Origin of the sequence: Rhizobium sp. ERR 1071 (genome assembly GCF_007828675.1) — a bacterium.
GTDB classification, from domain to species: domain Bacteria; phylum Pseudomonadota; class Alphaproteobacteria; order Rhizobiales; family Rhizobiaceae; genus Rhizobium; species Rhizobium dioscoreae.
Window position 1 is genome coordinate 91,886 of the sequence record NZ_VITM01000013.1, and the last position, 24,252, is coordinate 116,137.

Genomic DNA, 24,252 nt, shown 5'->3' on the forward strand with positions numbered 1-24,252 from the left:
ATTCACGTCAAATTGACAATCGAAACCATGCTGGAAACACTCTCTCCGGAGCGGAGGGTAAACCCTGCCGCTCCGGGCTTGTTCATGGCGAATCTAGGCGGCAGCCACAGCGCGCTTGGCCATAACCTTGATCAGATTGGCGCGATATTCGGCCGTGGCGTGCAGGTCGGACAGCAGCGCGGATGGGTCCACCGTCACGCCGGTAACCGCGTCCGGCAGAAAGTTCGCCGCAAGCGCCTGCTCCAGTTCGGTATGGCGGAACACGCCGTCCGCACCGGCACCGGTAATGGCAACGCGCACGCCCCCCGCCCCCTTGGCGACGAAGACACCCGTCATCGCATAGCGTGAAGCCGGATTGGGGAATTTTGCGTAAGCTGCCCTTTCCGGTGCGTCGAAGGCGATGGAGGTGATGAGCTCCGCCCCTTCCAGTGCCGTTTCGAACAGACCCCGGAAGAAGTCGTCAGCCGCGAGCTGGCGCCGGTCGGTGACGATGGTGGCATTCAGCGCCAGCATTGCCGAGGGATAATCCGCCGCCGGGTCATTATTGGCGATGGAGCCGCCGATCGTCCCCATGTGCCGGACATGCGGATCGCCGATCATGCCGGCAAGGTCGCAAAGCGCCGGGCAGACCGCACGGATCGCTGCCGAAGAGGCAACCTCCGCATGGGTGGTCGCCGCGCCGATCGTGACCCTGCGGCCATCGACGCGAATTCCCTTGATCGAAGGGATATGCCGGAGATCGACGAGATCGCTCGGCGATGCCAGACGCTGCTTCATGGTGGCGATCAGCGTCATGCCGCCGGAGACATATTTGCCTTCGTCGGCATCAGACAGAAGCTTCACGGCTTCGTCGACCGAGGAGGCGCGATGGTAATTCGTTGCGTACATTGTCCTATCCTCCTCTCAGCCAGCCGCCCGCGCCGCTTCCCACACCTTGAGCGGGGTTGCCGGCATGGTCAGCCTGTTGTTGCCGATCGCATCGGTGATGGCGTTCATCAACGCCGGCGGCGAGCCGATCGCACCCGCCTCGCCACATCCCTTGATCCCCAGGGGATTGTTCGGGCATGGCGTATTCTGATGCGAAAGCTGGAAGGACGGCAGATCATCGGCGCGCGGCATGGTGTAGTCCATGAAGCTCGCCGTCAGAAGCTGGCCGCTCTCGTCGTAATGTACGCCTTCCAGCAGCGCCTGACCGATACCCTGCGCGATGCCGCCATGCACCTGTCCCTCGACGATCATCGGATTGATGATGTTGCCGAAGTCGTCGGCCGCGACGAACTGCACGATCTCGGTTTTGCCCGTTTCCGGGTCCACTTCGACCTCGCAGATGTAGCAGCCGGCCGGGAAGGTGAAGTTCGCCGGATCGTAGAAGGCGGTTTCCTTCAGGCCTGGCTCCATACCGGCGGGCAGATTGTGGGCGGTATAGGAGGCGAGCGCCACCTGGAACCATGGCAGCGCCTTGTCGGTGCCTGCCACTTTCACTTCGCCGTTCTCGATGACGATGTCGCTTTCGTCGGCCTCCATCAGATGCGCGGCGATCTTCTTCGCCTTCGCCTCCACCTTGTCGAGCGCCTTGACGACCGCGGACATGCCGACGGCGCCGGAGCGGGAACCATAAGTGCCCATGCCCATCTGCACCTTGTCGGTATCGCCGTGGACAATGGAGACGCTGTCGATCGGCACGCCGAGGCGATCGGCGACCAATTGCGCGAAGGTCGTTTCATGCCCCTGTCCGTGGCTGTGCGAGCCCGTCAGCACTTCGATGGTTCCGACCGCGTTCACCCGCACTTCGGCCGATTCCCAGAGGCCGACGCCGGCCCCGAGCGATCCTACCGCTTGCGATGGCGCGATACCGCAGGCCTCGATGTAGCAGCTCATGCCGATGCCGCGTTTCATGCCGCGGGCGGCGGCTGCTGCCTTGCGGGAAGGGAAACCTGCCCAATCCGCCTGCTGCATGGCGGCGTTGAGTGAAGCTTCGTAGTCGCCGGCATCGTAGTTCATGATGACGGGCGTCTGATGGGGGAAGGAGCGGATGAAGTTGATCCTTCTTAGCTCCGCCGGCGAAACGCCGAGTTCGCGCGCAGCCGTTTCCACCGTGCGCTCCAGCAGATAGGTCGCCTCCGGCCGCCCTGCCCCGCGATAGGCGTCGACGGGCACGGTATTGGTATAGACCGTGCGGACATTGGCATGGATTGCCGGGATATCATATTGGCCCGACAGCAGCGTCGCATAGAGATAGGTCGGTACCGCCGAGGAGAAGAGCGACATATAGGCGCCGAGATTGGCGATCGTGTCGACCTTCAAAGCCGTCATGCGGTTCTGTGCATCGAAGGCCATCTTGACCTTGGAGACATGATCGCGACCATGCGCATCGGTGAGGAAGGCTTCCGTGCGATCGGCCGTCCATTTCACAGGCACGCTAGTCTTCTTCGATGCCCAGAGGCAGACGATTTCCTCCGGGTAGATATAGATCTTCGAGCCGAAACCGCCGCCGACATCGGGCGCGATGACGCGCAGCTTGTTTTCCGGCGCGACATTATAGAAGGCGCTCATGACGAGCCGGGCCACATGCGGGTTCTGGCTGGTCGTGTAACAGGTATAATGGTCTTCGGCCGCATCATAGATGCCGAGCGTAGCGCGCGGCTCCATGGCATTCGGCGAAAGCCTGTTGTTATGAATCTCGACTTCGGTGACATGCGCGGCCTCGGCAATCGCCTTGTCGGTCGCCGCTGCATCGCCCAGTTCCCAGTCGAAGATCAGATTATCGGGCGCTTCCGGATGGATCTGTGGCGCGCCGGCTTTCAGCGCATCCACCGCCTCTACGACGGCAGGCAGTTCCTCGTAGTCGACTGCCACGGCTTCCGCCGCATCGCGTGCCTCGCCAAGACTGTCGGCCACGACGATGGCGACGGCATCGCCGACATAGCGGACGGTATCGACCGCCAGCGGCCGCCACGCGCCCATCTTCATCGGCGATCCATCCTTAGAATGGATCATCCAGCCACAGATCAGGTTGCCGATGCCATCATCAAGCAATTGCTTGCCGTCGAGCACGCCGATCACGCCCGGCATGGAGAGTGCTGCCGATGCATCGATGCCCTTGATCTTCGCATGCGCATGCGGGCTGCGAACGAAATAGGCATATTTCATTCCCGGCGTCACCATGTCGTCGGTGTAGCGCCCCTTGCCCGTCAGAAATCGCTTGTCTTCCTTGCGCGCCACGCGCGCGCCAATGCCTTCAACGCCCATCACATCCTCCATTGGGGTTCCGGGCCTGGCAATCCGCCAAGATCACAGCCCGGGCGTTTAGCCAGACGGTCTCGGTGGAATTTATTCGGCCGCTTGGCTTGCGGCGTTCATCGCGGCATTGGCTGAAAGCACCGCCTTGACGATGTTGTGATAGCCGGTGCATCGACAGATATTGCCTTCGAGTTCACTGCGCACCGTCTTTTCGTCCAGCTTGCCGCCATGACGATTGATCATATCGACCGATGTCATCACCATGCCCGGTGTGCAGAAGCCGCATTGCAGACCATGATGTTCCTTGAAGGCGGCCTGAACCGGATGCAGCTCGCCATTGGCGGCCAGACCCTCGATGGTTGTGATCTTGGAGCCGGAAGCCTGAACGGCCAGGATCGAACAGCTCTTCACAGACTTGCCATCCATATGGATGACACAGGCGCCGCACTGGCTGGTGTCGCAGCCGACATGGGTTCCGGTCAGGCCGAGTTTTTCCCTGATGAAATGGACAAGCAGCGTGCGATCCTCGCACTCGCCGCTGACCGAACGGCCATTCACCGTCAAAGTCACTTTTGCCATATTTTCCTCCTCGCCTCTCCTCCAGAGGCAAGGAGCATCATTTGACTTTTTCGCAATCCAATCAACCTCTACTTTAGAGAGGAGGCTGATTTTATGCTCGCAAAGGACTGTTTTACTCTCCAGGCGCAAGGCCGCCTTTATTCAGCAATAAAAAAACTGACGTCCGCCAATAGACAATCATATTTTGCACGATATTTTCTATCATTGCAGGACTGTAAAGACAGCCCATCGTGGTGGAGCTGAAGAATTGGGACGACGTTGGCCGGGGTTCGGCTTAACTAACGTTGGAGAGAGTAAATGAAGAAAGTTCTTATGCTCGCATTGGTCGGCTTGTCTATCGCAAGCTGCACGCCGACAGAACAGGGCGCTGGCATCGGCGCAGCATCCGGCGCGATCATCGGCGGCGCGGTCACCGGCAACGTCCGCGGCGCGGCAGTCGGCGCAGCAATCGGTGGCGTTTCCGGCGCCGTCATCGGCAGCGTCCAGGAACAACCCGGCCAGTGCTACTATCGCGACCGCTACGGCCGTCGCTACATCGACGATTGCCCGCGCGGCGGCTATCGCGGTGGTTATGGCGGCGGTTACGGCGGCTATTGATCGGTTTTTCATAGAATTTCGGAGATCCCGGGCTACAAGTCCGGGATTTTTTTATTCGGGCTGCAAGACCTTTGATGTCGGTCCCGCTGTCGAAGAATGGCTCCAACCCGCTTTTTTTAGCTCGACTGAACAGGTGGAATTTCGCCGCGAAACGCGGACTTTTTGCCCGCAAGAGGTTATCTTTTCCCCGTTTTTGACTCCAAAACGGTACACCTGAGGGACTTTTGCCTCTATGGTGGCCGCGCGTTAACTCCCGGGAAACGTCAAACTGAGTAAGTTCTCATGTAACCGTAAAGCGGCGTATGCATAAAAGAACTGAACCGAGAAAGAGTATTGCGTATCGGCGGGCAGGAACCGTGGCAGCGGTTGCGGCAATGCTGGCGCTCGGTCCGGTGTGCGCCAAAAATGCCTTTGCATTCAAACTTTTCGGCATCAAGCTCTGGGGTGAAGACGAAACGGCGGATCAGGTTTCCGATCCCGTCCGCTACACGGTGGATTTCAAGTCCGATAATCTCGACAAGGACCTCAAGGAAGCATTGAGCGATAGCTCAATGCTGATCTCCGACGAAAAGAAGCCGGTATCCGGCGACCTTGGCGTCGTCGTCAAGGCGCGCGACGATCGCGACCGGCTGATAGCAGCGCTTTACGAAAAGGCCCGTTACGGCGGCGTGGTCACCATTGCCGTCAACGGCACGCCTCTCGACGCCTTACCGCCGACGCCGACCTTCAGCCGCGCCAAGCCCGTTGCCGTCACCATCAGCGTCGATCCCGGCCCGGTCTTCAAACTCGGCAAGATCAACCTGCTTGGCGACGCCGCGAGGCTGGACCCGGCCAATTATGGCCTCGTGCGGGGCGGCGATGCCGGCTCATTGACCATTCTGAAGGCAGGCGACAAGATGGTCGTCGACTTCAAGAACGAAGGCCACCCACTCGCCAGACTGGACGAGCGCCAGGTCGTTGCCGATCATTCGACCAATACCGTGGATGTCTCGCTGAAGGTCGAAAGCGGCCCCGTCGCTCCCTTCGGCAATGTCGGCGTTACCGGCCAGAAGTCGGTCGATCCAGACTTCATTAAGCGCTATGCCCGCATCAACGAAGGCAAGCCCTACTCGCCCGACGAGCTGAAGAAGGCCTCGGACCGCCTGAGAAAGCTCGGCGTCTTTTCAAGCGTTACCATTCGCGAGGCCGACAAGCTGGCGCCGGATGGCAGCATCCCGACGACCATCGAGGTGTCGGAAGGCAAGCAGCGCTTCTTCGGTGTCGGCGCACAATATTCCACCATCGACGGTTTCGGCCTGCAGGGCTATTGGGGACACCGCAATCTCACGGGGCGCGCGGATTCGCTGCGCATCGAGGGCTCCATCTCCCGCATCGGCGAAACGACCGATGTTGGCCAGTTCGATTACACGGCCGGCATCACCTATGTCAGACCTGCGACTTTCTATCCTTCGGCGACCTTCACGGCCGGCCTCAAGATGCAGAGCCTGCATCCGGACGCCTACGACGCCAACACTGCGACGGCAAGCGGCAGCCTTGCCTATGAAATCAACGATCAGGATACGGTATCTGCCGGCGGCGAGGTGTCCTATGAATCCGATACCACCGATGCTTTCGGAAAACATAATTACCTGACGGTCGCGATCCCGCTCGAATACGTCAGGGACACGCGCGACAACAAACTGGATCCGACCGAAGGTTATCGTGCCTCCATCAGCGCCAAACCGAGCTATGAAGCAATGGGCGGCACGGTTTTCAGCTCCTTCGAGGGCTCGATTACCGGTTACAGGGGCATAGGGGCCAACAACAACGTGGTCTTCGCCGGCAAGCTTGCCGCAGGCTCGTTGCTGGGCGCAAACAGCATCGAGGACATTCCCGCGACCCGGCGTTTCTATGCCGGTGGCGGCGGCTCGGTGCGCGGTTACAGCTATCAGGAAATCTCGCCCTATAACTCCCACGGCGACGAAACTGGCGGACGCTCCTACGTGACCGCCTCCTTCGAAGCGCGGGTGAAGATCACAGACACGATCGGCGTCGTGCCCTTCGTCGATATGGGTAGCGTCACAGACAGCGTCTTGCCCGACGCGTCCGATCTGCGCATTGGCGCTGGCGTCGGCTTGCGCTACGCTACGCCCTTCGGTCCGATCAGGCTCGATGTCGCCGTGCCGTTGAAGAAATATGACAATGGCACATCTTATGGCATCTATGCCGGCATCGGTCAGGCCTTCTGATAAAGCGCAGAGTTGTCGCGGGCCTTTCAGCACACGGTTACGAAATTGAGGTTACTGTCGCTTTCATGAGCATATTGATTCGAATCCTCGGGAAATTGGTGCGCTGGATCGCCTATGCGGTCGTGGCAATCCTTTTGCTCGTGATCGTGGCTGTGCTCGTCGTCGGCCTCGTACCCTCCGCAACCGGCTATGCCGTCGATCAGGTGGCAAAGCTCGCATCTACGCCGGATCGTACCATCGCCATCGCCGCGCCCTCAGGACTGCTGAACGGCAATCTGAGGGTCGGTTCGATCACTGTGTCCGACACGAAAGGCCGCTATGCCAAGGTGCAGAACCTTGCCATCGACTGGTCTCCCCTGTCCTTGCTGACCGGCACCTTCCATGCCGATCGCGTCGCAGCCGATGTGGTCGATTTCGGACGGCTGCCGGTTTCGACGGTCGCATCCGCACAGGCAACGCAGCCGGCAAGCTCCAGCGGTTTCTCCCTGCCCATCGCCATCGATATCGGCGCCATCGCCCTGCCTGATCTTCGCATCGGACAGGCCGTTGCCGGGCAGGACTTCGTTCTCGCCGCCGACGGCAGCGTCAAGGCAAACAACAGCAGTATGGGTCTGACACTCAATGCCTTCAGGCACGATGTGCCGGATGCCAAGCTTTCCGCCGATATCGCCTTTGCTCCGGCCGACAATCAGCTGAAACTGAAGACACAGATCTCCGAGCCGCGCGACGGCATGCTGGCCGGGCTGCTGCACCTGCCGGGCGGCCCTGCCGTCAATATCGATCTTTCCGGCGATGGCCCTCTCTCCAACTGGGCCGGCAAGCTGCAGGCGTCACTCGACGGCAAGCCGACAGTCGCCATCAGCGGTCACCACAGCCTCTCCAACGACGGCCTGCATCATATCGATGTCAAAGGCGGCGGCGACGTCGATTCCCTCCTGCCGCCGACCATGCGTGCGCTCTTTGCCGGCCAGACCACCATCGATCTCTCCGCAACCTTCGACGGCAAGGGCAAGATCGATATCCAGACTGGCAATCTCGCCACCGGCAGCGCCGTGCTTGCCGCATCAGGCACACTCGATCCCGCCGGCAACAACAGCCTCAATGCCAATCTCATCGGCACCTCCGGCCCCGTCGATTTCCGCTGGCCTATGGAAAACGGCGAGGTCCGCGCCCTGATTTCGCGGGTTGACATCGCGCTGACGGGTGCGGCCCAATCGGTGAAGATCGACGCAAAAGCTGCTCTCGATAGCGCCAGCACGCCGCAGGGCAATATCGGACAGATTAATCTCAGTGCCCGCAGCGATGCCTTCAATCTCACCGGTATGTCCGGCCCGCTGCAGCTTCGCCTGGTTGTCGGCCAGACGGCCTTCGTGAGCCCCGACCTCAATCGCCTCATCCGCGCGCCGATTGCGCTGACTGCGCCGCTGCAGCTCTCGCCCGATACGATCGGCTTCAACAATACGACATTGGAAAGCGCCAGCATCGGCGGCACCGTCAACGGCAAATATACGCTGTCGTCGAAGGCGCTGACGGGCAATTTCAAGCTTTTCGCCCTGCCCGGCGTTCTGCCGGATGGTGTCTCGGACAAGTTCGAAGGCACGATCTCCCTGGAAGGCCAGGTCGCCGGCACGGTGCCGACCAAGATGACGCTCTCCAATCTTGCGGTGAAATCCAATGTCGCCGAAATCAATGGCAATGTCGCGCTCAACGACCAATCGCTAACCACAGATCTATCCGGCAAGGTACTCGACCTTTCCAAGCTCGTCCCGAACGCACAAGGACAGGCCGATATCGGTCTCAAGGCCAAGGGACCGCTCTCTGCACTCGGCATCGACGCGACCGTCAAGGCCGTCAATGTCAAGCTGGCGGGACGGCTGCTCGATACGCTCGATATCGGCGTGACCGGTACCGCCGATCCCAAGGCACCGCAGGCAAATATCCAGGCAAATGGGGCAATCGACGGCAAGCCGATCCGCATCACCGCCGACGCCGTTTCCAAGGATGGCCGCACCAGTATCCCATCGCTGGCAGCCGAAATCGGCACCAACAAACTGCAAGGCAAGCTGGATCTGTCGCCGAGCTTCGAGCCGACAGGCGCGCTGACCTTTGACCTGCCGGATCTCAGCCTTCTGGCCGCGCTTGCCGGCCAGCAGGCCGAGGGTGACCTCAAGGGCTCGCTCGACATCGCCAGCACCGGCGGCAAGATCGGCCTGAAAGTCAATGCAAACGGCAGCGGCATCCGCCGCGACGATCTCGTCATTAGCAAGCCGGCCGTGGCACTTGCCGTCGATGATCTCAAGGCCCTCTCCGCAAATGGCGCCATCCGCGCCGATACGATCGCCTCCGGCGCCAACCGCATCGCCGATCTCAACCTAACCTTCACCCAGCAGGGCAGCCGCACGGATTTCGATCTGAAATCCACATACGACAACGCGCCGCTGACGACACACGGCAGCGTCGAAACGGCTGGCGGCCAGACGACGGTGAGCCTCGACTCGTTTGCAGGCGCGCCGCGCACGATACCGGTGAAGCTCACATCGCCGACGAAGATCGTCATCAAGGACGGCATCGCCTCTCTGAACGGCCTGACCCTTCAGACCGGTGGCGGTTCAGTGACCGTTGATGGCACCGCCGGGCAGGTCCTGAACATCAATGCGAAGATAGCCAACCTGCCCGCGAGCCTGGCCAATGTCTTTGCGCCGACGCTTGCGGCAGAAGGCGTCATCTCGGGCACGATCGCGGTCACCGGCAAGGCCGCCTCACCGGCCGTTGTCTTCCAGACCAACTGGTCGGGAGCAGCAACAAGCCAGACGAAATCCGCCGGCCTCGCCGCGCTCGGCATCAAGGCCGACGGCAAGTTCGCCGATAATGTCGTCACCATCAACACCAACCTGACCGGCCAGAGCGGCCTGGCGTTGAATGGCGGCGGCACCGTCGCCATTGCCGGCAACAAGGCGATGGCGCTGAGGTTTGCCGGTAGTCTGCCGTTCGATGCCTTGGCAGGCCAGCTGGCCGCCCAGGGCCTGGTCATGACGGGTACGGCGAAAATCGACATGCAGATCGGCGGCACGACGGCAGCACCCGCCATCACCGGCTCGATTACCACCGACGGTGCCAAACTGGTCGATGTTCGGCGAAACCTAACGCTCAACGGCCTTGCCGTCACCGTAACACTCGACAGCAGGCAGGCGGTCATCTCGCGGCTGAGCGGCAACCTCACGAGCGGCGGCAGCGTTTCCGGCAGCGGCACGGTCGGCATTACCCCGGATAGCGGCTTCCCTGCCGATATCCAGATGAAGTTCAACAATGCGACCTATGTCGACGGGACACTCGTCACCGCGACGGTCAACGGCACGCTCGGCATCAAAGGACCGCTGATGACCGCGCCGATGCTGACGGGCAATCTTAGGATCAACAAGGCATCGATCACCGTGCCGCAGAAGCTGCCGGCCTCGCTGTCTGAGATCAACATCAAGCACAAGAATGCGCCGGCTGCGGTCAATGCCCAGTTCAAGGATCAGAAACCGGAGGCGCCGCGCAGCAAATCGACCACCCTCGGTATCGATCTGCAACTCGAGGCACCCTCGCAGATTTTCGTGCGCGGCCGCGGCATCGATGCCGAACTCGGCGGCAACATCACGGTGCGCGGCACGGCAGCAGAACCAATCGTGTCCGGCGGTTTCACCATGCGGCGCGGGCGTCTGACCATCTTGAGCCGTCGGCTTGACTTCACCGATACCAGCAAGATCACCTTCGGCGGAGATCTGACGCCGGCACTCAACATGGAGGCGACGTCGACGGCAGGCTCCACCACCATTACGGTCGACGTCACCGGGCTGGCGACCGACCCGCAGATCGGCTTCTCCTCATCGCCGGCCCTTCCGCAGGACGAGGTGCTGGCACAACTGATCTTCGGCCAATCCATGTCGAAACTATCGGCCATGCAGATCGCCCAGCTCGCCGACGCCGCCAGCCAGCTGGCCGGCGGACGCTCCACCTCGCTCTTCGAAGGCCTGCGCAGCCATCTTGGCGTCGACGATCTCGACATCTCGACGGATGCGAACGGCCAGGCACAGGTTGGCGCCGGCAAGTATATCAACAAGCGCACCTATATCGAACTGCAGCAGGGCGCTTCAAACAACACCAAGGCCATCATCAATTTTAACGTCGGTCGCGGCGTGAAGCTGCGCGGTGCGGCGGGATCCGACGGCGCCGGGGAAGCCGGCGTCGTCTACGAGCATGAATATTGAGAAGATCTCGCGCTTTTCTGCTCAGGCCAATGCGCGGCCACCTCGCCCTTCGAGGCTTTGCCGCTTTCGCCGACGCTCAATCGTCAAAGCACCTCAGGGTGAGACGGGGAGAGTTTTGCCGCCACGCATAGAAGATCAGCCCATGCTGAGGTGCGTAGGCTCCTGAGTCCGTCCAAGGGCTGTAGCCTCGAAACACGAAGCATCTCGTCGAACAAGGCGAGATTGCATTAAGATCGTCCATGCGCTTGTCATTCTGCGCAATCGGATTGATCAATCTGTCGAAACCCAGTCGATTTTGGACAATTTTTCATCTTTTTGCTGTCATCCAGACAATCGATAATGCGCGCCAACATAATTCAGACCGGTTCGGCTCTTCATGGATTCTCCGAACTGGTCTATCTCATTTTCATGCCGTCCCGGGCAGAGCCGCTACTGGCTCTTCCGGAAGCGCTCTAACCCTCGGAGCAATGCCGATGAATACGCAATCCACTCCCGTTACCCTGATCGGCGTCCCCCTGGAAGAAGGGTCCGGCCGCCGCGGCGCCGGCATGGGTCCGACGGCGCTCCGCATCGCAGGCATCGAAACCACACTGACCGAACTTGGCCATCGCGTCACGGATAGCGGCGACCTGCATCCTGTTCCGGCAGCGGATCTTCCGGACCATCCCCACGCTCACAATCTGAAAATTGTCGGCGCTTTCACGCGTGCGCTGGAAGCGAAGGTCTATGATGTCGCATCGTCTGGCGGCTTCCCGCTGATCCTCGGCGGCGACCACAGTCTCTCCATGGGCAGCGTCTCCGGCATGGCCCGCCATGCGGCGGAGGTCGGCCGCCCGCTCTTCGTGCTCTGGCTCGACGCCCACTCCGATTTCAATTCGCCCGCCACCTCCCCCTCGGGCAATATTCACGGCATGCCCGTTGCATTCTTCTGCGGCGAAGCCGAGATCGAGGGTGTTCTGCCGGCCGGGCGGCCGCTGGTCGACCCGACGAAGGTCTTCCAGGTCGGCATCCGCTCCGTCGACCCCCGCGAGCGCGAGGAAATCCGCGAACACGGCGTCAACGTCTTCGACATGCGTTCGCTCGACGAGCAGGGTGTCGCCGCCATCATGCGCAAGGTGCTCGATACCGTCAGCGAAGCCAACGGCCTGCTGCATGTCAGCTTCGATGTCGATTTCCTCGATCCGGATATCGCGCCGGGCGTCGGAACCACCGTGCCGGGCGGCGCGACCTATCGCGAAGCGCATCTCATCATGGAGATGCTCTCCGACAGCAATCTCGTCTCGTCGCTCGATCTGGTCGAGCTCAACCCGTTCCTCGATGATCGCGGCAAGAGCGCCCGCGTGCTGGTGGAAATGGCCGCAAGCCTCTTTGGCCGGCGCATCTTCGATCGACCGACCCGGGCGGCCTGAGGCGCTGTCCGGCCGGCAGAGAAATCGAACACGCTTCGCCAATGAGCGAACCAGTCCTCACTGGGACCACCCTCGTCCTTCGACAAGCTCAGGATGAGGGTGGAGTGAGCCCTTCGCTGATAGAGGTACGTTCTTTGGCAGCAAAGGGAGACGATCAGCCGTCATGATGAGGCGGCGCGTGACCGCCCTCGAACCACGGGGGCGGGTGGCCGCTCTCCCTTTACAACCTCCATACTTCCAGCATCTTGCTTTGCCAGCCAATACTATCGAAACCGCTTGCATAGGTTTAGGTTTAAGCAATCTTCTTGCCCTATCGTGCCAATAACGCGCCGCATTCGGCGTCACGGGTTCAATGGGAAGAACGTTCATGGCCACGATCAATTCCACCAGCTTCAGCGGCGATACTCTGGAGATCATTGCCTTCCGGCTGCATGATCAGGAATTCTGCGTCAAGACCACCACGATCCGCGAAATACGCGGCTGGGCACCCTCGACGCCGATCCCGCATGCGCCGGCCGATGTCATCGGCGTCATGAACCTGCGCGGTTCGGTGATCCCGATCATCGACCTTGCCTACAAACTCGGCATGCAGAGCACGGTCGCCAACGAACGCAGCGCCATTGTCGTCGCCGAAGTCCACAACATGGTCATCGGCATGCTGGTCGACCGCGTCTCCGACATCCTGACGATCGCCTCCAGCCAGGTGCAACCGGTGCCGGAAGTGACCGCCTCCTTCGATCGCGCCTATTGCGAAGGCATCATCGCCACGGAGAATGGCATGATCTGCTTCCTGAACCTCGCCAAGATGTTCAAGGAAAACGAAACAGATGAACTTGCCGCATAACTTCGCCGCATAGTCCTTTTTAAGAAACCGCCGCTCTCTTGCGGCGGTTTTTTATTATCTCCTAATTTTAGCTAGTTATATTTTATTTAAATTATAATTTCTAATGAGCTAATTTTTACTCAAAATTAAAGGAGGAAACTCCATCATCGATTGTGAAGCGAGGAAAGAAAATACAATCTATACATTCCGACCATCCCTTGCGGAACGTCGTCCTTCGGCGTGCCGACGAGCGCGGCCGCCCGCTTCGAAGCCATTAATCGACGCCCGACAAAGGCGAGCTTTCTAAGAGGGAATGGGAATGTTCAGTCTATCATCCGATGCCAGCCGCATTCTTTCCGCCGTTTCCAAATCGCAGGCCATCATCGAATTCGACATTCAAGGTAAGGTTCTGACCGCAAACGAGAATTTCTGCCGCACGCTGGGCTATGAGCTGAAGGAAATCGTCGGCAATCATCACCGGATGTTCTGTGATCCCTCCTATGTCACAACCCCTGCCTATCAAGATTTCTGGGCGCGTCTCGGCCGCGGCGAACATGATGCCGGCACCTACAAGCGTCATGCCAAGGGCAATCGCGAGATCTGGATACAAGCCTCCTACAATCCTGTCTTCCGCAACGGTAAGCCGATCAAGGTCGTAAAATTCGCTGTCGATGTCACCGAAGCCAAGAAGAAGGCAATCGACGATGCGGGCAAGCTAGAGGCGCTCTCGCGCTCGCAGGCCGTCATCGAATTCCTGCCGACCGGCGAAATTCTGACCGCGAACGAAAACTTCTGCAGCGCAATGGGCTATGCGCTCGGCGAGATCACAGGCAAGCATCACAGCATCTTCTGTGATCCTTCCTATGCCCGCACCGAGGAATACAAGCGCTTCTGGCAGCGCCTAGCGCAGGGCGAGTTCATCGCCAACGAATTCGTCCGCTACGGCAAGGGCGGCAAGGAAATCTGGATCCAGGCGGCCTATAACCCCATCGTCGACGCCGACGGCAAGGTCTACAAGGTCGTGAAATTCGCCACGGACGTTACCTCGCGCATGAGCGCCATCAACGAAATCGCCGGCGCCCTTCGCAGCCTGTCGGAAGGCGACCTGACGAAGACGCTCCAGCGGTCCTTCGTGCCATCCATGGAGCAGCTTCGCCACGATTTCAACGCAACGATCGAGAAGCTTTCCGAAACGCTGACCACCGTCGGCCACAATGCTAGCGCCATTGCCGCCGGCTCGCGCGAGCTCGGCCACTCAGCAGAAGCCTTCTCAAGGCGTACCGAACAGCAGGCTGCATCGGTGGAAGAGACGGCGGCGGCTCTGGAGGAAATCACCACGACGGTCACCGATTCCAGCCAGCGTGCGGAAGAAGCAGGGCGTCTCGTTGCCGAAACCAAACGCGGCGCCGAAGAATCCGGCACAGTGGTCCGCAATGCCGTCGCCGCCATGGATCAGATCGAGAAATCCTCGCGCGAGATCACCAACATCATCGGCGTCATCGACGATATCGCTTTCCAGACCAATCTGCTGGCGCTGAACGCCGGTGTCGAAGCGGCACGTGCCGGCGAGGCGGGCAAAGGCTTCGCCGTCGTGGCGCAGGAAGTGCGCGAGCTTGCTCAGCGTTCGGCCAGTGCCGCCAAGGAGATCAAGGCGCTGATCACGACATCAAGCCAGCACGTCAAGAATGGTGTCGGCCTGGTCGGTCAGACAGGCAGGGCGCTGGAGCATATCGTTACTCAAGTCGCCGATATCAACACCAACGTCGCCGCCATCGTGAAGGCTTCGAAGGAACAGACGATCGGTCTTCGGGAAATCAACTCGGCGATCAATTCGCTGGATCAGACCACTCAGCAGAACGCTGCCATGGTGGAGGAAAGCACGGCGGCAAGCCTCCGGCTCGCCAACGAGGCGGATGCGCTGCACATGCTGCTTGCGCAATTCCGCCTCGCCGACTCGATGATCCGCGATATGGTGATGCGGCGCGCAGCTTGACCGCCAAACTTGCTGAAAAGCACGAGGCCGCCCCGAACTTCGGGGCGGCCTCGTCGTCTTGCGGAGGATCGTTTAGCCAAACAATGCGTAGGTGCTCTTGATCGTCACCCATACGCCCCAGAGGAGCGGAATGCCGACGAGTGCCCAGGCGATCAGCGCCTTGCCATCGAAACCGCCCGTGCCGATGCCGAAAGAGCCGGTGGGGCCGGCATTGGCGGCGGCGGTCTTTGCCTGCAGCGCCGCCACCTCCTCGTCCGACATGAACCATTTATCCGAGAGCGGCTTGACCAGCGAATTGGCGATCAAGCCCAGAGCCAGCATGCCCGCAAGAATATACATGGTGAAGGTGTAAAGCTGGGCGCCTTCCACGCCTGCCGCCTTCTGCGCCTCGCGGATATAGTTGACGACGACAGGCCCGATGATCCCGGCCGTCGCCCATGCCGTCAGCAACCGGCCATGGATCGCACCTACGAACTGCGTGCCGAAGATATCGGCGAGATAAGCGGGAACAGTAGCGAAACCGCCGCCATACATCGATAGGATGATGCAGAGAGCGCCCACGAACAGCACCTTGCTATGAATACCGGCCGCCCAGGGAGCCAGGACATAGAGCGCGATGCCGATGACGAAGAAGCAATAGTAGGTGTTCTTGCGGCCGATCTTGTCGGACAGCGACGCCCAGAAGAAGCGCCCACCGATGTTGAAGAGCGACAGCAGACCGGCAAAGCCGGCGGCTATGGCAGCGACGGTGGCGATCTGATCCTTGCCGAGATCGGCGAATTTCACATCCGGCAGGCCGATGAGGGCTCCGCCGAAAATCTCCTGCAGCATGGGCGAGGCCATGCCGATGACGCCGATGCCGGCCGAGACATTCAGGCACAATACTGCCCAGATCAGCCAGAACTGCGGGGTTTTGTGGGCATCGCGGAGATGCACATGCTTGGTGGTGATCATCGAGCTCTTGGCGGCAGGCGCCGTCCAGCCCTCAGGACGCCAGCCGGCCGGCGGCAGGCGATAGCCGAAGGCGCCGCCCATCATGAAGACGAAATAGATCGCCGCCATGACGATGAAGGTCTGCCAGACGCCCACCGATCCATCAGTGCGGAAGTGGTTCATCAGCAGGCTCGCAAGCGGCGCCCCGATCATCGCGCCGCCGCCGAAACCCATGATCGCCATGCCGGTCGCCATGCCGCGCCGATCCGGAAACCATTTGATCAGCGTTGACACGGGTGAAATATAGCCGAGACCAAGCCCAATACCGCCGATGACGCCGGCGCCGATCCACATGATCCAGAGCTGATGGAAAATGACGCCAACGGCCGCGATTAGGATACCGCCGCACCAGCAGCAGGCAGCGACTACGCCGGCCTTGCGCGGCCCGACTTTCTCGAGCCACCCGCCCCAGATGGCGGCGGAGGAGCCGAGCAACACGAAGAACAGCGTATAGATCCAGCCGAGATCGCTTACGCGCCAGTCGCAGCTCGTCGTGAACAGGGCGGTCAGAAGATTGAGGCTGGCGCATTCTGCAGGGGCTGGAGTCGGCGTACCGAGCGCCTTGGAGAGCGGCAGCCAGAAAACGCTGAATCCATAGGCCATGCCGATGCAGAGATGGATCGCCAATGCCGCCGGCGGCACCAGCCACCGGTTGAAGCCCGGCTTGGCGATAATTCGCTCACGGTCGAGCAGACCCGCCGTCGCCGTCCCTCGGGAAATATTCGTATCCGCAGCCGTCATGAACAACTCCTCCTTGCTTCAAAGACCGGCACCCTTCCTCAAAGGAACCGCATTCGACGATAGAGCCTCCACTCTCCATCCCAATGCGCCATCTGTGTTAGTATTAAGCCGACTTAATTTCCTCGGCCGGCGCCGGCCTGTGGATCAGCGAGGCCGCCTCCAGGACCAAAGGATTCAGCCCACTGTCGCCATGATCGATGATCGCGAACAGCTGTCTCCGCATGCGCGGCTCCCAGAATTTGTTGATATGCGTAGCCACACCCTGCACCGCCTCGCCCGCCGGCTGTGTCTTGAAGAAGGTGGCGATCTGATTCGCCATATAGATAAGCTTGGTCTCGGTCTTGCCATGAGGTGTTTCGTCAGGCGACATCGGCGATGCTCCCCGGGATGATGCGATGCGGATGGGTGAAAATCTCGAAATCGTCGCCGCGCACCAGCGCCACCAGCGTCATGCCGGCCTCCTCGGCCGTACGGATGGCAAGCGCCGTCGGCGCGGAAATCGCTACAAGGACGGAACTGCCCAATATCGCCGCCTTCTGCACCATCTCGACGGAAAGGCGACTGGTGACGGCGACCACGCCATCCGCGCCCTTATGACCGGACCGAATGACCGCGCCGCATAGCTTGTCGAGCGCATTGTGCCGGCCGACATCCTCGCGCACGGCAAGCAGACCCTCGGACGGAATATAGAAGCCCGCGCCATGCACGGCATGCGTCTCGCGATGCAGCGGCTGGGCATCATTGAGGAGAGCGATGGCGCGGACGATATCCCTCTGCGTCAGCTTCAAAGCAACTTTCGAGACATCCGGCACCTTGCGAACTGCCTGTTCGATCGATTCGATGCCGCAAAGGCCGCAGCCGACGGGGCCCGCCATATGGCGGCGACGCAGCCGCAGGGCATCCGCAGCATCATCGACGAGCGTGATCTGCACGTCGATCCCCTGCCCGTCCTCGATCGGCTCGATCGCAGCAATCTCACTCATATCGGTGATGATGCCCTCGGTGAGGCTGAAGCCGACAGCGAAATCCTCGATATCGGCGGGCGTACCCATCATGACCGCGTGCGAGGTGCCGCCATAGGAAAAAGCGATCGGTACTTCCTCGGGGACAATTCGGGAGCCGGACCGCACCAACCCGTTGCGGCGGGCGGTCTCGGGGACGGGGGTGGTGGGCGTGAATTTGGTCATTATCCGGTCTCCCCTTCTCCCCCTCGGGGAGAAGGTGGCGCGAAGCGTCGGATGAGGGGGGCGAGGAGCGACGGCTCCGAGCGTCCTGAGCGCGAGCGAAGGGCCATTCTTCCCGCGCGAAAAGACCCCCTCATCCGCCCTGCGGGCACCTTCTCCCCAAGGGGAGAAGGAGAAAGCATCCTCAAACTCACTCCGCAGCCTCCATCTTCCCAACGATGCGCCGGGACTGCCGGGCCTGTTCATCATACTCGACCTGCCACTGCGATGGACCATTCGAGGGCGAGACCTGCACGGCCGTCACCTTGTATTCCGGGCAGTTCGTCGCCCAGTCGGAATAATCCGTGGTAATGACGTTCGCCTGCGTGTCCGGATGATGGAACGTCGTATAGACGACACCGGGCGCGACGCGGTCGGTAATCAACGCCCGAAGCGTCGTGTCGCCGGATCGGCTGCTGAGCCGCACCCAATCGCCCTCGCGGATGCCGCGCTGCTCGGCATCGTGTGGGTGGATTTCCAGGCGATCCTCCGCATGCCAGACGACATTCTCGGTACGCCGCGTCTGGGCGCCGACATTGTACTGACTGAGGATACGCCCGGTCGTCAGTAGCAGCGGGAAGCGCGGGCCGGTGCGCTCGTCCGTCGGCACATATTCCGTGCGAATGAACTTGCCCTTGCCGCGCACGAAGCCATCGACATGCATGATCGGCGAGCCGAGCGGCGTCTTCTCGTTGCAGGGCCACTGCACCGAGCCCATCTTTTCCAGATAGTCGTAGGAGACGAGCGCGAAGCTCGGCGTCGTCGCGGCGATCTCGTCCATGATTTCGGACGGATGCGTATAGTTCCAGCCGAGACCCATGGCCTGCGCCATCTTCTGTGTCACTTCCCAATCGGCATAGCCGTTGCGCGGGGTCATGACCTTGCGCACGCGGTTGATGCGGCGCTCGGCATTGGTGAAGGTGCCGTCCTTTTCCAGGAAGGTCGAACCGGGCAGGAAGACGTGGGCGTAGTTGGCGGTCTCGTTCAGGAAGAGGTCGTGGACGACGACGCATTCCATCGCAGCAAGGCCGGCCGCAACATGCTTGGTGTCCGGATCGGACTGGAGAATGTCCTCACCCTGGATGTAGATGCCCTTGAACGTGCCTTCGACGGCGGCATCGAGCATGTTCGGAATACGCAGGCCCGGCTCGTTGTTGAGCTTCACACCCCAGAGCTTTTCGAAGATATCGCGGGTCGCATCGTCAGAGATGTGGCGATAGCCCGGCAGCTCGTGCGGGAAGGAGCCCATGTCGCAGGAGCCCTGCACGTTGTTCTGTCCGCGCAGCGGATTTACGCCGACGCCCGGACGGCCGATATTGCCCGTCACCATGGCAAGGTTGGCGATCGCCATGACGGTGGTCGAGCCCTGGCTGTGCTCGGTGACGCCGAGACCGTAATAGATCGCGCCATTGCCGCCCTTGGCAAACAGACGAGCAGCACCGCGTACGAGTTCCGGAGAAACGCCGGTGTATTTTTCCGTTTCCTCCGGGCTGTGCTGCGGTTCGGAAACGAAGGCAGCCCAATCCTCGAATTCGGACCAGTCGCAGCGCTCGCGGATGAATTTCTCGTCGAACAGGCCTTCCGTCACGATCACATGCGCCAGTGCCGTCAGAATGGCGACATTAGTGCCTGGCTTCAGCGGCAGATGATAGCTGGCTTCGACATGCGGCGTGCGCACAAGATCGATGCGGCGCGGATCGATAACGATGAGCTTGGCGCCTTGGCGCAGCCGCTTCTTCAGGCGCGAGCCGAAGACCGGATGGCCATCCGTCGGGTTGGCGCCGATGACGATGACGACGTCGGAATGCTCGACGCTGTCGAAATTCTGCGTGCCGGCGGAGGTGCCGAACGCCTGGCCGAGGCCGTAGCCTGTGGGAGAATGGCAGACGCGGGCGCAGGTATCGACATTGTTGTTGCCGAAGCCTGCGCGCACCAGCTTCTGCACCAGAAAAGTCTCTTCATTGGTGCAGCGCGAGGAGGTAATGCCGCCGATGGAATCGCGGCCATACTGATATTGCAGCCGCTTGAACTCGGTGGCGATATGGGCAAAGGCCTCATCCCATGTCACTTCACGCCAGGGATCGCTCACCTTCTCGCGGATCATCGGGTTAAGGATGCGATCCTTGTGGGTCGAATAGCCATAGGCGAAGCGGCCCTTGACGCAGGAATGGCCGCGATTGGCCTGGCCGTCCTTCCAGGGCACCATACGCACCAGCTCCTCGCCGCGCATCTCCGCCTTGAAGGAGCAGCCGACACCGCAATAGGCGCAGGTGGTGACGACCGAATGCTCCGGCTGGCCGATCGAGATCACAGATTTCTCGGTCAGTGTCGCCGTCGGGCAGGCCTGCACGCAGGCGCCGCAGGAAACGCACTCGCTGTCGATGAAACTCTCATGCATGCCGGGCGAGACCCGCGAGCCGAAGCCGCGGCCCTCGATCGTCAGCGCAAACGTGCCCTGCACTTCCTCGCAGGCGCGCACGCAGCGCGAGCAGACAATGCACTTCGAAGGATCATAAGTGAAATAGGGGTTCGACTCGTCCTTCGGCATCCATTTCAGATTGATGTCGCCGTTGTTGCGCGCCTTGACGTGGTTGTCGCCCTCATAGCCGTAGCGCACATCGCGCAGGCCGACGGCGCCAGCCATGTCCTGTAGCTCGCAATCACCATTGGCGGCGCAGGTCAGGCAGTCGAGCGGGTGGTCGGAGATATAGAGTTCCATCACGCCGCGGCGGATGTCCTTCAGCCGGCCGGTCTGCGTGTGAACGACGAGGCCGGGTGCCACAGGCGTCGTGCACGAGGCCGGCGTGCCGTTGCGGCCTTCGATCTCGACGAGACAGAGGCGGCAGGAGCCGAAGGCATCGACCATATCGGTGGCGCAGAGCTTCGGCACCTGAATGCCTGCTTCCATCGAGGCGCGCATGATCGACGTACCCTCGGGCACCGTGATCTGGCGACCGTCGATGGTGAGCGTCACCATGGTTTCGGATGTGGAGGCCGGCGTGCCGTAATCGATTTCTGGAACGAGGGACATGGGTCTTACTCCGCCGCTTCAATCAAGGGAGCCGGAGAAAAATCCTCCGGAAAATGGGTCATCGCGCTCATGACGGGATAGGGCGTGAAGCCGCCGAGCGCGCAGAGCGAACCGAACTTCATGGTGTTGCAGAGATCGGCAAGCAGCACCCGGTTTTTCTCCGGCTCGATCCCTCGCGCGATCTTGTCGGCCGTCTCGACGCCGCGCGTCGAGCCGATGCGGCAGGGCGTGCACTTGCCGCAGCTTTCGACCGCGCAGAATTCCATGGCGAACCGCGCCTGCTTCAGCATGTCGGCGGTATCGTCGAAGACGACGATGCCGGCATGGCCGATGAGACCGTCCTTGGCCGCGAACGCTTCATAGTCGAACGGTGTGTCGAACAGGGCGCGCGGGAAATAGGCTCCCAGCGGACCACCCACCTGCACGGCCTTGACCGGCCGCCCTGTCGCTGTGCCGCCGCCGATCCGGTCGACGATATCGCCGAGCGAAAGACCGAAGGCCGTCTCGTAGAGGCCGCCATGCTTGACGTTGCCGGCGATCTGCAGCGGGATCGTGCCGCGCGACCGGCCCATGCCGAAATCGCGATAGAAGGCAGCACCCTTGTCCATGATGACGGGGACCGAGGCGAGCGAGATCACATTGTTGATGACGGTGGGACAGTTGAACAGGCCCTTATGCGCCGGCAGCGGCGGCTTGGCACGCACGATGCCACGCTTGCCCTCGAGGCTGTTCAAGAGCGCCGTTTCCTCGCCGCAGACATAGGCGCCGGCGCCGGTGCGGATTTCCATGTCGAAGGTTTTGCCTGAGCCGAGCACGGATGCGCCGAGAATACCGGCCTTGCGCGCGATTTCCACGGCTTCCGTCATCGCGGCGATCGCATGCGGATATTCCGAACGCGTATAGACGAAGCCCTTGGTCGCGCCCGTCGCGAGGCCTGCAATCGCCATGCCCTCGATCAGCACGAAGGGGTCGCCTTCCATGATCATCCGGTCGGCGAAGGTACCGCTATCGCCCTCGTCCGCGTTGCAGACGATATATTTGCGTGTCCCCGGCGCATCGAGCACCGTCTTCCACTTGATGCCGGTCGGGAAACCCGCGCCACCGCGGCCGCGAAGGCCGGAATCGGTCACTTCCTTGACGATATCGCCAGCAGCCATGCCGGTGGCGCGGCGCAGACCTTTCAGGCCGCCGTGCGCTTCGTAATCCTGAAGCGAAAGCGGGTCGGTGATGCCGCAGCGGGCAAAAGTCAGGCGGGTCTGTTCCTTGAGGAATGGGAGGCTTTCGACCTCCCCAAGACAGAGCGGATGCTCGCCGCCTTCGGCGAGCCCGGCATCGAATAGTGCGGGAACATCCTTGGCCTTCACCGGTCCATAGCCGATGCGCTTGCCGTCGATCTCGACTTCGACCAGGGGCTCGAGCCAGAACATGCCGCGCGAGCCGTTGCGCACGATGCGCGCATCGAGCCCGCGCTTGGCAATCTCCTGCGTGACGGCTTGCGCCACCTTTTCCGCACCCAGCGAAAGGGCGGCGGCATCGCGGGGAATATAGATGGTGATCGTCATTGGCGCGCCTCCTTGACAAGGTCTTCGGCGCTTTCGTCGTCGAGCCGGCCATGCAGCTCGCCGTCGAGCATCGCAGCCGGAGCGCAGGCGCAAAGCCCGAGACAGTAGACCGGTTCCAGCGTGACACTGCCATCGAGCGTGGTCTGATGGAAATCGACGCCCAGCAACTGCTTGACGCGCTCCGCCAGCGCATCGCCGCCCATCGACTGACAGGCCTCGGCGCGACAGAGCTTCAGAACATGGCGGCCTGCCGGATGATCGCGATAGTCATGATAGAAGGTCATGACGCCGTGCACTTCAGCGCGGGAAAGGTTCAGTGCCTTGGCGATCAGCGGCAACGCATCCTGCGGCACATAACCGAATTCTTCCTGGATCCCATGCAGGATCGGCAAAAGCGGCCCCTCCATCGATTTCATGCTATCGATGATGGTGCCGGCCCGGGTTGCGACATCGCCCGCGGCCTGATTCAAGCTCATTAGCAGCCTCCCGCGCATAGCTCCGAAGATCGAAGGCGAATCTTCGGAAAAGGCCTATGCGGCATTTCCTCCTGGCGCGCGATCGACACGCCATGCCGTTAAGGTCGCAGGGAGAAGGCTGGGGATCAATAAGGCAGTCTCGTTGCTCGATAGAAAATTTCTATCGATTCTCGTCCTCTTCCGCGAGTAGTCTCGCCTCATGCAGCAAGGCAGAGACGAGCGGCGTAAAGGGCTCGCGATGCGTGGCGACAAGGCCGACAAGGTGCTCGGCGTCAGGTTCAGTGATTGGGATCTTATGAATATCCGCCGGAAAACCGAAGGAATCAGCGATATTCTTCGGCATGATGCTCGCCCAGCGCCCGGTCTGCACATGCGAAAACAGCACGATCATCGAATTGGATTCCAGCGTCGGCCTCGCCGTTGCGCCTGCCTCGGCAAGATGCCGATTGATGATGCGGCGATTCTGCATGTCAGCAGTCAATAGACAAAGCCGAAGATCGCCGACTTCCTTCCAGGTGACGGTCTTGCGCTCGGAAAACGGGCTGCCCGCCGCGGTGATCAGGTGATAGCGCTCGGCATAGAGCGGCACGCTGGTGACGCGGCCGAGCGGCTCGTTCTCCAGATAGGTGATGCCGGCATCGATCTCAAGATTTTCCAGCAGGCTCAGAACCTGCAGCGAATTGCGCGACAAGATGGAGAAGGTGACATCGGGATGCCTTTCCTGGAAAGGCGTAGTGATTTTCTGCACCATGGCAAGCGCCGTCGGAATGGCGGCGATCCGGATATGGCCGGCAAGGCCCTTGCGCGCCGCGCGCATCTCCTCGCGCATCGTGCGGCTGTCGCCGACGATGCGACGGGCCCATTCCAGCACGCGCTGTCCCTCGGGCGTCAGTCCCTGAAAGCGCGAACCGCGGCTAACAAGCATCACGCCAAGCTGGTCCTCCAGCTGGCGGATGGCCGCAGACAGGGTGGGCTGCGTCACGCCACATTCTTCCGCGGCGCGGCCAAAATGCTTCTGATTCGCCAATGCTATGAAGAATTCCAGCTTGTCGATCATCCCGCTCTCCCGCGACGAAAGAGTTAGACCGACAGCATGGCGAGCGCAAC

At 61.1% G+C, this 24,252-nt stretch carries 16 protein-coding genes; 6 read left to right on the forward strand and 10 right to left on the reverse strand.

Annotated features, from left to right (window positions below):
- Positions 1–93 precede the first annotated feature (93 nt).
- The 3 genes from FBZ99_RS28955 to FBZ99_RS28965 form a co-directional block, all read right to left on the reverse strand.
- Complete coding sequence (locus tag FBZ99_RS28955; protein ID WP_113354285.1) at positions 94–888, reverse strand: FAD binding domain-containing protein; 795 nt, start codon at positions 886–888, stop codon at positions 94–96.
- Between the two features lie 15 nt (positions 889–903).
- The gene (locus FBZ99_RS28960) at positions 904–3,249 is read right to left on the reverse strand and encodes a xanthine dehydrogenase family protein molybdopterin-binding subunit (RefSeq protein WP_145636318.1); all 2,346 of its coding nucleotides are present in this window, start codon (positions 3,247–3,249) and stop codon (positions 904–906) included.
- Positions 3,250–3,330: 81 nt separating this feature from the next.
- Positions 3,331–3,819, reverse strand: a complete 489-nt coding sequence (locus tag FBZ99_RS28965) for a (2Fe-2S)-binding protein (protein WP_113333911.1) — start codon at positions 3,817–3,819, stop codon at positions 3,331–3,333.
- Positions 3,820–4,116: 297 nt separating this feature from the next.
- Between FBZ99_RS28965 and FBZ99_RS28970 the strand changes: the two genes are divergently transcribed.
- The 6 genes from FBZ99_RS28970 (at position 4,117) to FBZ99_RS28995 (ending at position 15,119) form a co-directional block, all read left to right on the forward strand.
- The gene (locus FBZ99_RS28970) at positions 4,117–4,416 is read left to right on the forward strand and encodes a glycine zipper domain-containing protein (RefSeq protein ID WP_069612891.1); all 300 of its coding nucleotides are present in this window, start codon (positions 4,117–4,119) and stop codon (positions 4,414–4,416) included.
- Between the two features lie 302 nt (positions 4,417–4,718).
- Positions 4,719–6,644, forward strand: coding sequence for an autotransporter assembly complex protein TamA (locus tag FBZ99_RS28975; protein WP_145636320.1), 1,926 nt, complete (start codon positions 4,719–4,721; stop codon positions 6,642–6,644).
- Positions 6,645–6,709: 65 nt separating this feature from the next.
- Positions 6,710–10,894 carry a translocation/assembly module TamB domain-containing protein gene (locus FBZ99_RS28980; protein WP_145636322.1) on the forward strand — a complete coding sequence of 1,395 codons (4,185 nt, stop codon included), beginning with the start codon at positions 6,710–6,712 and terminating at the stop codon, positions 10,892–10,894.
- A gap of 473 nt (positions 10,895–11,367) precedes the next feature.
- A complete protein-coding gene (rocF, locus tag FBZ99_RS28985; protein ID WP_113354439.1) occupies positions 11,368–12,303 on the forward strand; it encodes an arginase in 936 nt (311 codons plus the stop codon).
- 367 nt (positions 12,304–12,670) lie between these two features.
- Complete coding sequence (locus FBZ99_RS28990) at positions 12,671–13,147, forward strand: chemotaxis protein CheW (protein ID WP_095436032.1); 477 nt, start codon at positions 12,671–12,673, stop codon at positions 13,145–13,147.
- 298 nt (positions 13,148–13,445) lie between these two features.
- Positions 13,446–15,119, forward strand: a complete 1,674-nt coding sequence (locus FBZ99_RS28995; protein WP_145636324.1) for a methyl-accepting chemotaxis protein — start codon at positions 13,446–13,448, stop codon at positions 15,117–15,119.
- Between the two features lie 72 nt (positions 15,120–15,191).
- Here the strand turns inward: FBZ99_RS28995 and FBZ99_RS29000 are convergent, their stop codons facing one another.
- The 7 genes from FBZ99_RS29000 to FBZ99_RS29030 all read right to left on the reverse strand — a co-directional run bounded on the left by FBZ99_RS29000 (position 15,192) and on the right by FBZ99_RS29030 (position 24,202).
- Positions 15,192–16,853 carry an OFA family MFS transporter gene (locus FBZ99_RS29000; protein ID WP_145636327.1) on the reverse strand — a complete coding sequence of 554 codons (1,662 nt, stop codon included), beginning with the start codon at positions 16,851–16,853 and terminating at the stop codon, positions 15,192–15,194.
- A gap of 103 nt (positions 16,854–16,956) precedes the next feature.
- Positions 16,957–17,223 (reverse strand): formate dehydrogenase subunit delta, encoded by a 267-nt coding sequence (locus FBZ99_RS29005; protein WP_113333905.1) that lies wholly within the window; start codon positions 17,221–17,223, stop codon positions 16,957–16,959.
- The gene (gene fdhD, locus FBZ99_RS29010) at positions 17,213–18,040 is read right to left on the reverse strand and encodes a formate dehydrogenase accessory sulfurtransferase FdhD (protein ID WP_145636329.1); all 828 of its coding nucleotides are present in this window, start codon (positions 18,038–18,040) and stop codon (positions 17,213–17,215) included. The genes FBZ99_RS29005 and fdhD overlap by 11 nt, the downstream gene beginning before the upstream one ends.
- 187 nt (positions 18,041–18,227) lie before the next feature.
- Positions 18,228–21,107, reverse strand: a complete 2,880-nt coding sequence (gene fdhF / locus FBZ99_RS29015; RefSeq protein WP_113354293.1) for a formate dehydrogenase subunit alpha — start codon at positions 21,105–21,107, stop codon at positions 18,228–18,230.
- A gap of 5 nt (positions 21,108–21,112) precedes the next feature.
- Positions 21,113–22,669: a formate dehydrogenase beta subunit gene (locus FBZ99_RS29020; RefSeq protein WP_113354294.1), complete on the reverse strand. Its 1,557-nt coding sequence runs from the start codon at positions 22,667–22,669 to the stop codon at positions 21,113–21,115.
- On the reverse strand, positions 22,666–23,145 hold the full coding sequence (locus tag FBZ99_RS29025) for a formate dehydrogenase subunit gamma (RefSeq protein WP_113354295.1): 480 nt from the start codon (positions 23,143–23,145) through the stop codon (positions 22,666–22,668). The genes FBZ99_RS29020 and FBZ99_RS29025 overlap by 4 nt, the downstream gene beginning before the upstream one ends.
- Positions 23,146–23,305: 160 nt before the next feature.
- Positions 23,306–24,202, reverse strand: a complete 897-nt coding sequence (locus tag FBZ99_RS29030) for a LysR family transcriptional regulator (protein WP_113333661.1) — start codon at positions 24,200–24,202, stop codon at positions 23,306–23,308.
- Positions 24,203–24,252 lie beyond the last annotated feature (50 nt).

Bases quoted from the DNA above. Each gene is read 5' to 3' on its own strand.
- FBZ99_RS28970 (WP_069612891.1), top strand. From the start codon at position 4,117: ATGAAGAAAGTTCTTATGCTCGCATTGGTCGGCTTGTCTATCGCAAGC.
- FBZ99_RS28995 (WP_145636324.1), top strand. From the start codon at position 13,446: ATGTTCAGTCTATCATCCGATGCCAGCCGCATTCTTTCCGCCGTTTCC.
- FBZ99_RS28955 (WP_113354285.1), bottom strand. From the start codon at position 888: ATGTACGCAACGAATTACCATCGCGCCTCCTCGGTCGACGAAGCCGTG.
- FBZ99_RS28975 (WP_145636320.1), top strand. From the start codon at position 4,719: ATGCATAAAAGAACTGAACCGAGAAAGAGTATTGCGTATCGGCGGGCA.
- FBZ99_RS29005 (WP_113333905.1), bottom strand. From the start codon at position 17,223: ATGTCGCCTGACGAAACACCTCATGGCAAGACCGAGACCAAGCTTATC.
- FBZ99_RS29000 (WP_145636327.1), bottom strand. From the start codon at position 16,853: ATGACGGCTGCGGATACGAATATTTCCCGAGGGACGGCGACGGCGGGT.
- FBZ99_RS28965 (WP_113333911.1), bottom strand. From the start codon at position 3,819: ATGGCAAAAGTGACTTTGACGGTGAATGGCCGTTCGGTCAGCGGCGAG.
- rocF (WP_113354439.1), top strand. From the start codon at position 11,368: ATGAATACGCAATCCACTCCCGTTACCCTGATCGGCGTCCCCCTGGAA.
- FBZ99_RS29030 (WP_113333661.1), bottom strand. From the start codon at position 24,202: ATGATCGACAAGCTGGAATTCTTCATAGCATTGGCGAATCAGAAGCAT.
- fdhF (WP_113354293.1), bottom strand. From the start codon at position 21,107: ATGTCCCTCGTTCCAGAAATCGATTACGGCACGCCGGCCTCCACATCC.
- FBZ99_RS29025 (WP_113354295.1), bottom strand. From the start codon at position 23,145: ATGAGCTTGAATCAGGCCGCGGGCGATGTCGCAACCCGGGCCGGCACC.
- FBZ99_RS29020 (WP_113354294.1), bottom strand. From the start codon at position 22,669: ATGACGATCACCATCTATATTCCCCGCGATGCCGCCGCCCTTTCGCTG.
- FBZ99_RS28960 (WP_145636318.1), bottom strand. From the start codon at position 3,249: ATGGGCGTTGAAGGCATTGGCGCGCGCGTGGCGCGCAAGGAAGACAAG.
- FBZ99_RS28990 (WP_095436032.1), top strand. From the start codon at position 12,671: ATGGCCACGATCAATTCCACCAGCTTCAGCGGCGATACTCTGGAGATC.
- fdhD (WP_145636329.1), bottom strand. From the start codon at position 18,040: ATGACCAAATTCACGCCCACCACCCCCGTCCCCGAGACCGCCCGCCGC.
- FBZ99_RS28980 (WP_145636322.1), top strand. From the start codon at position 6,710: ATGAGCATATTGATTCGAATCCTCGGGAAATTGGTGCGCTGGATCGCC.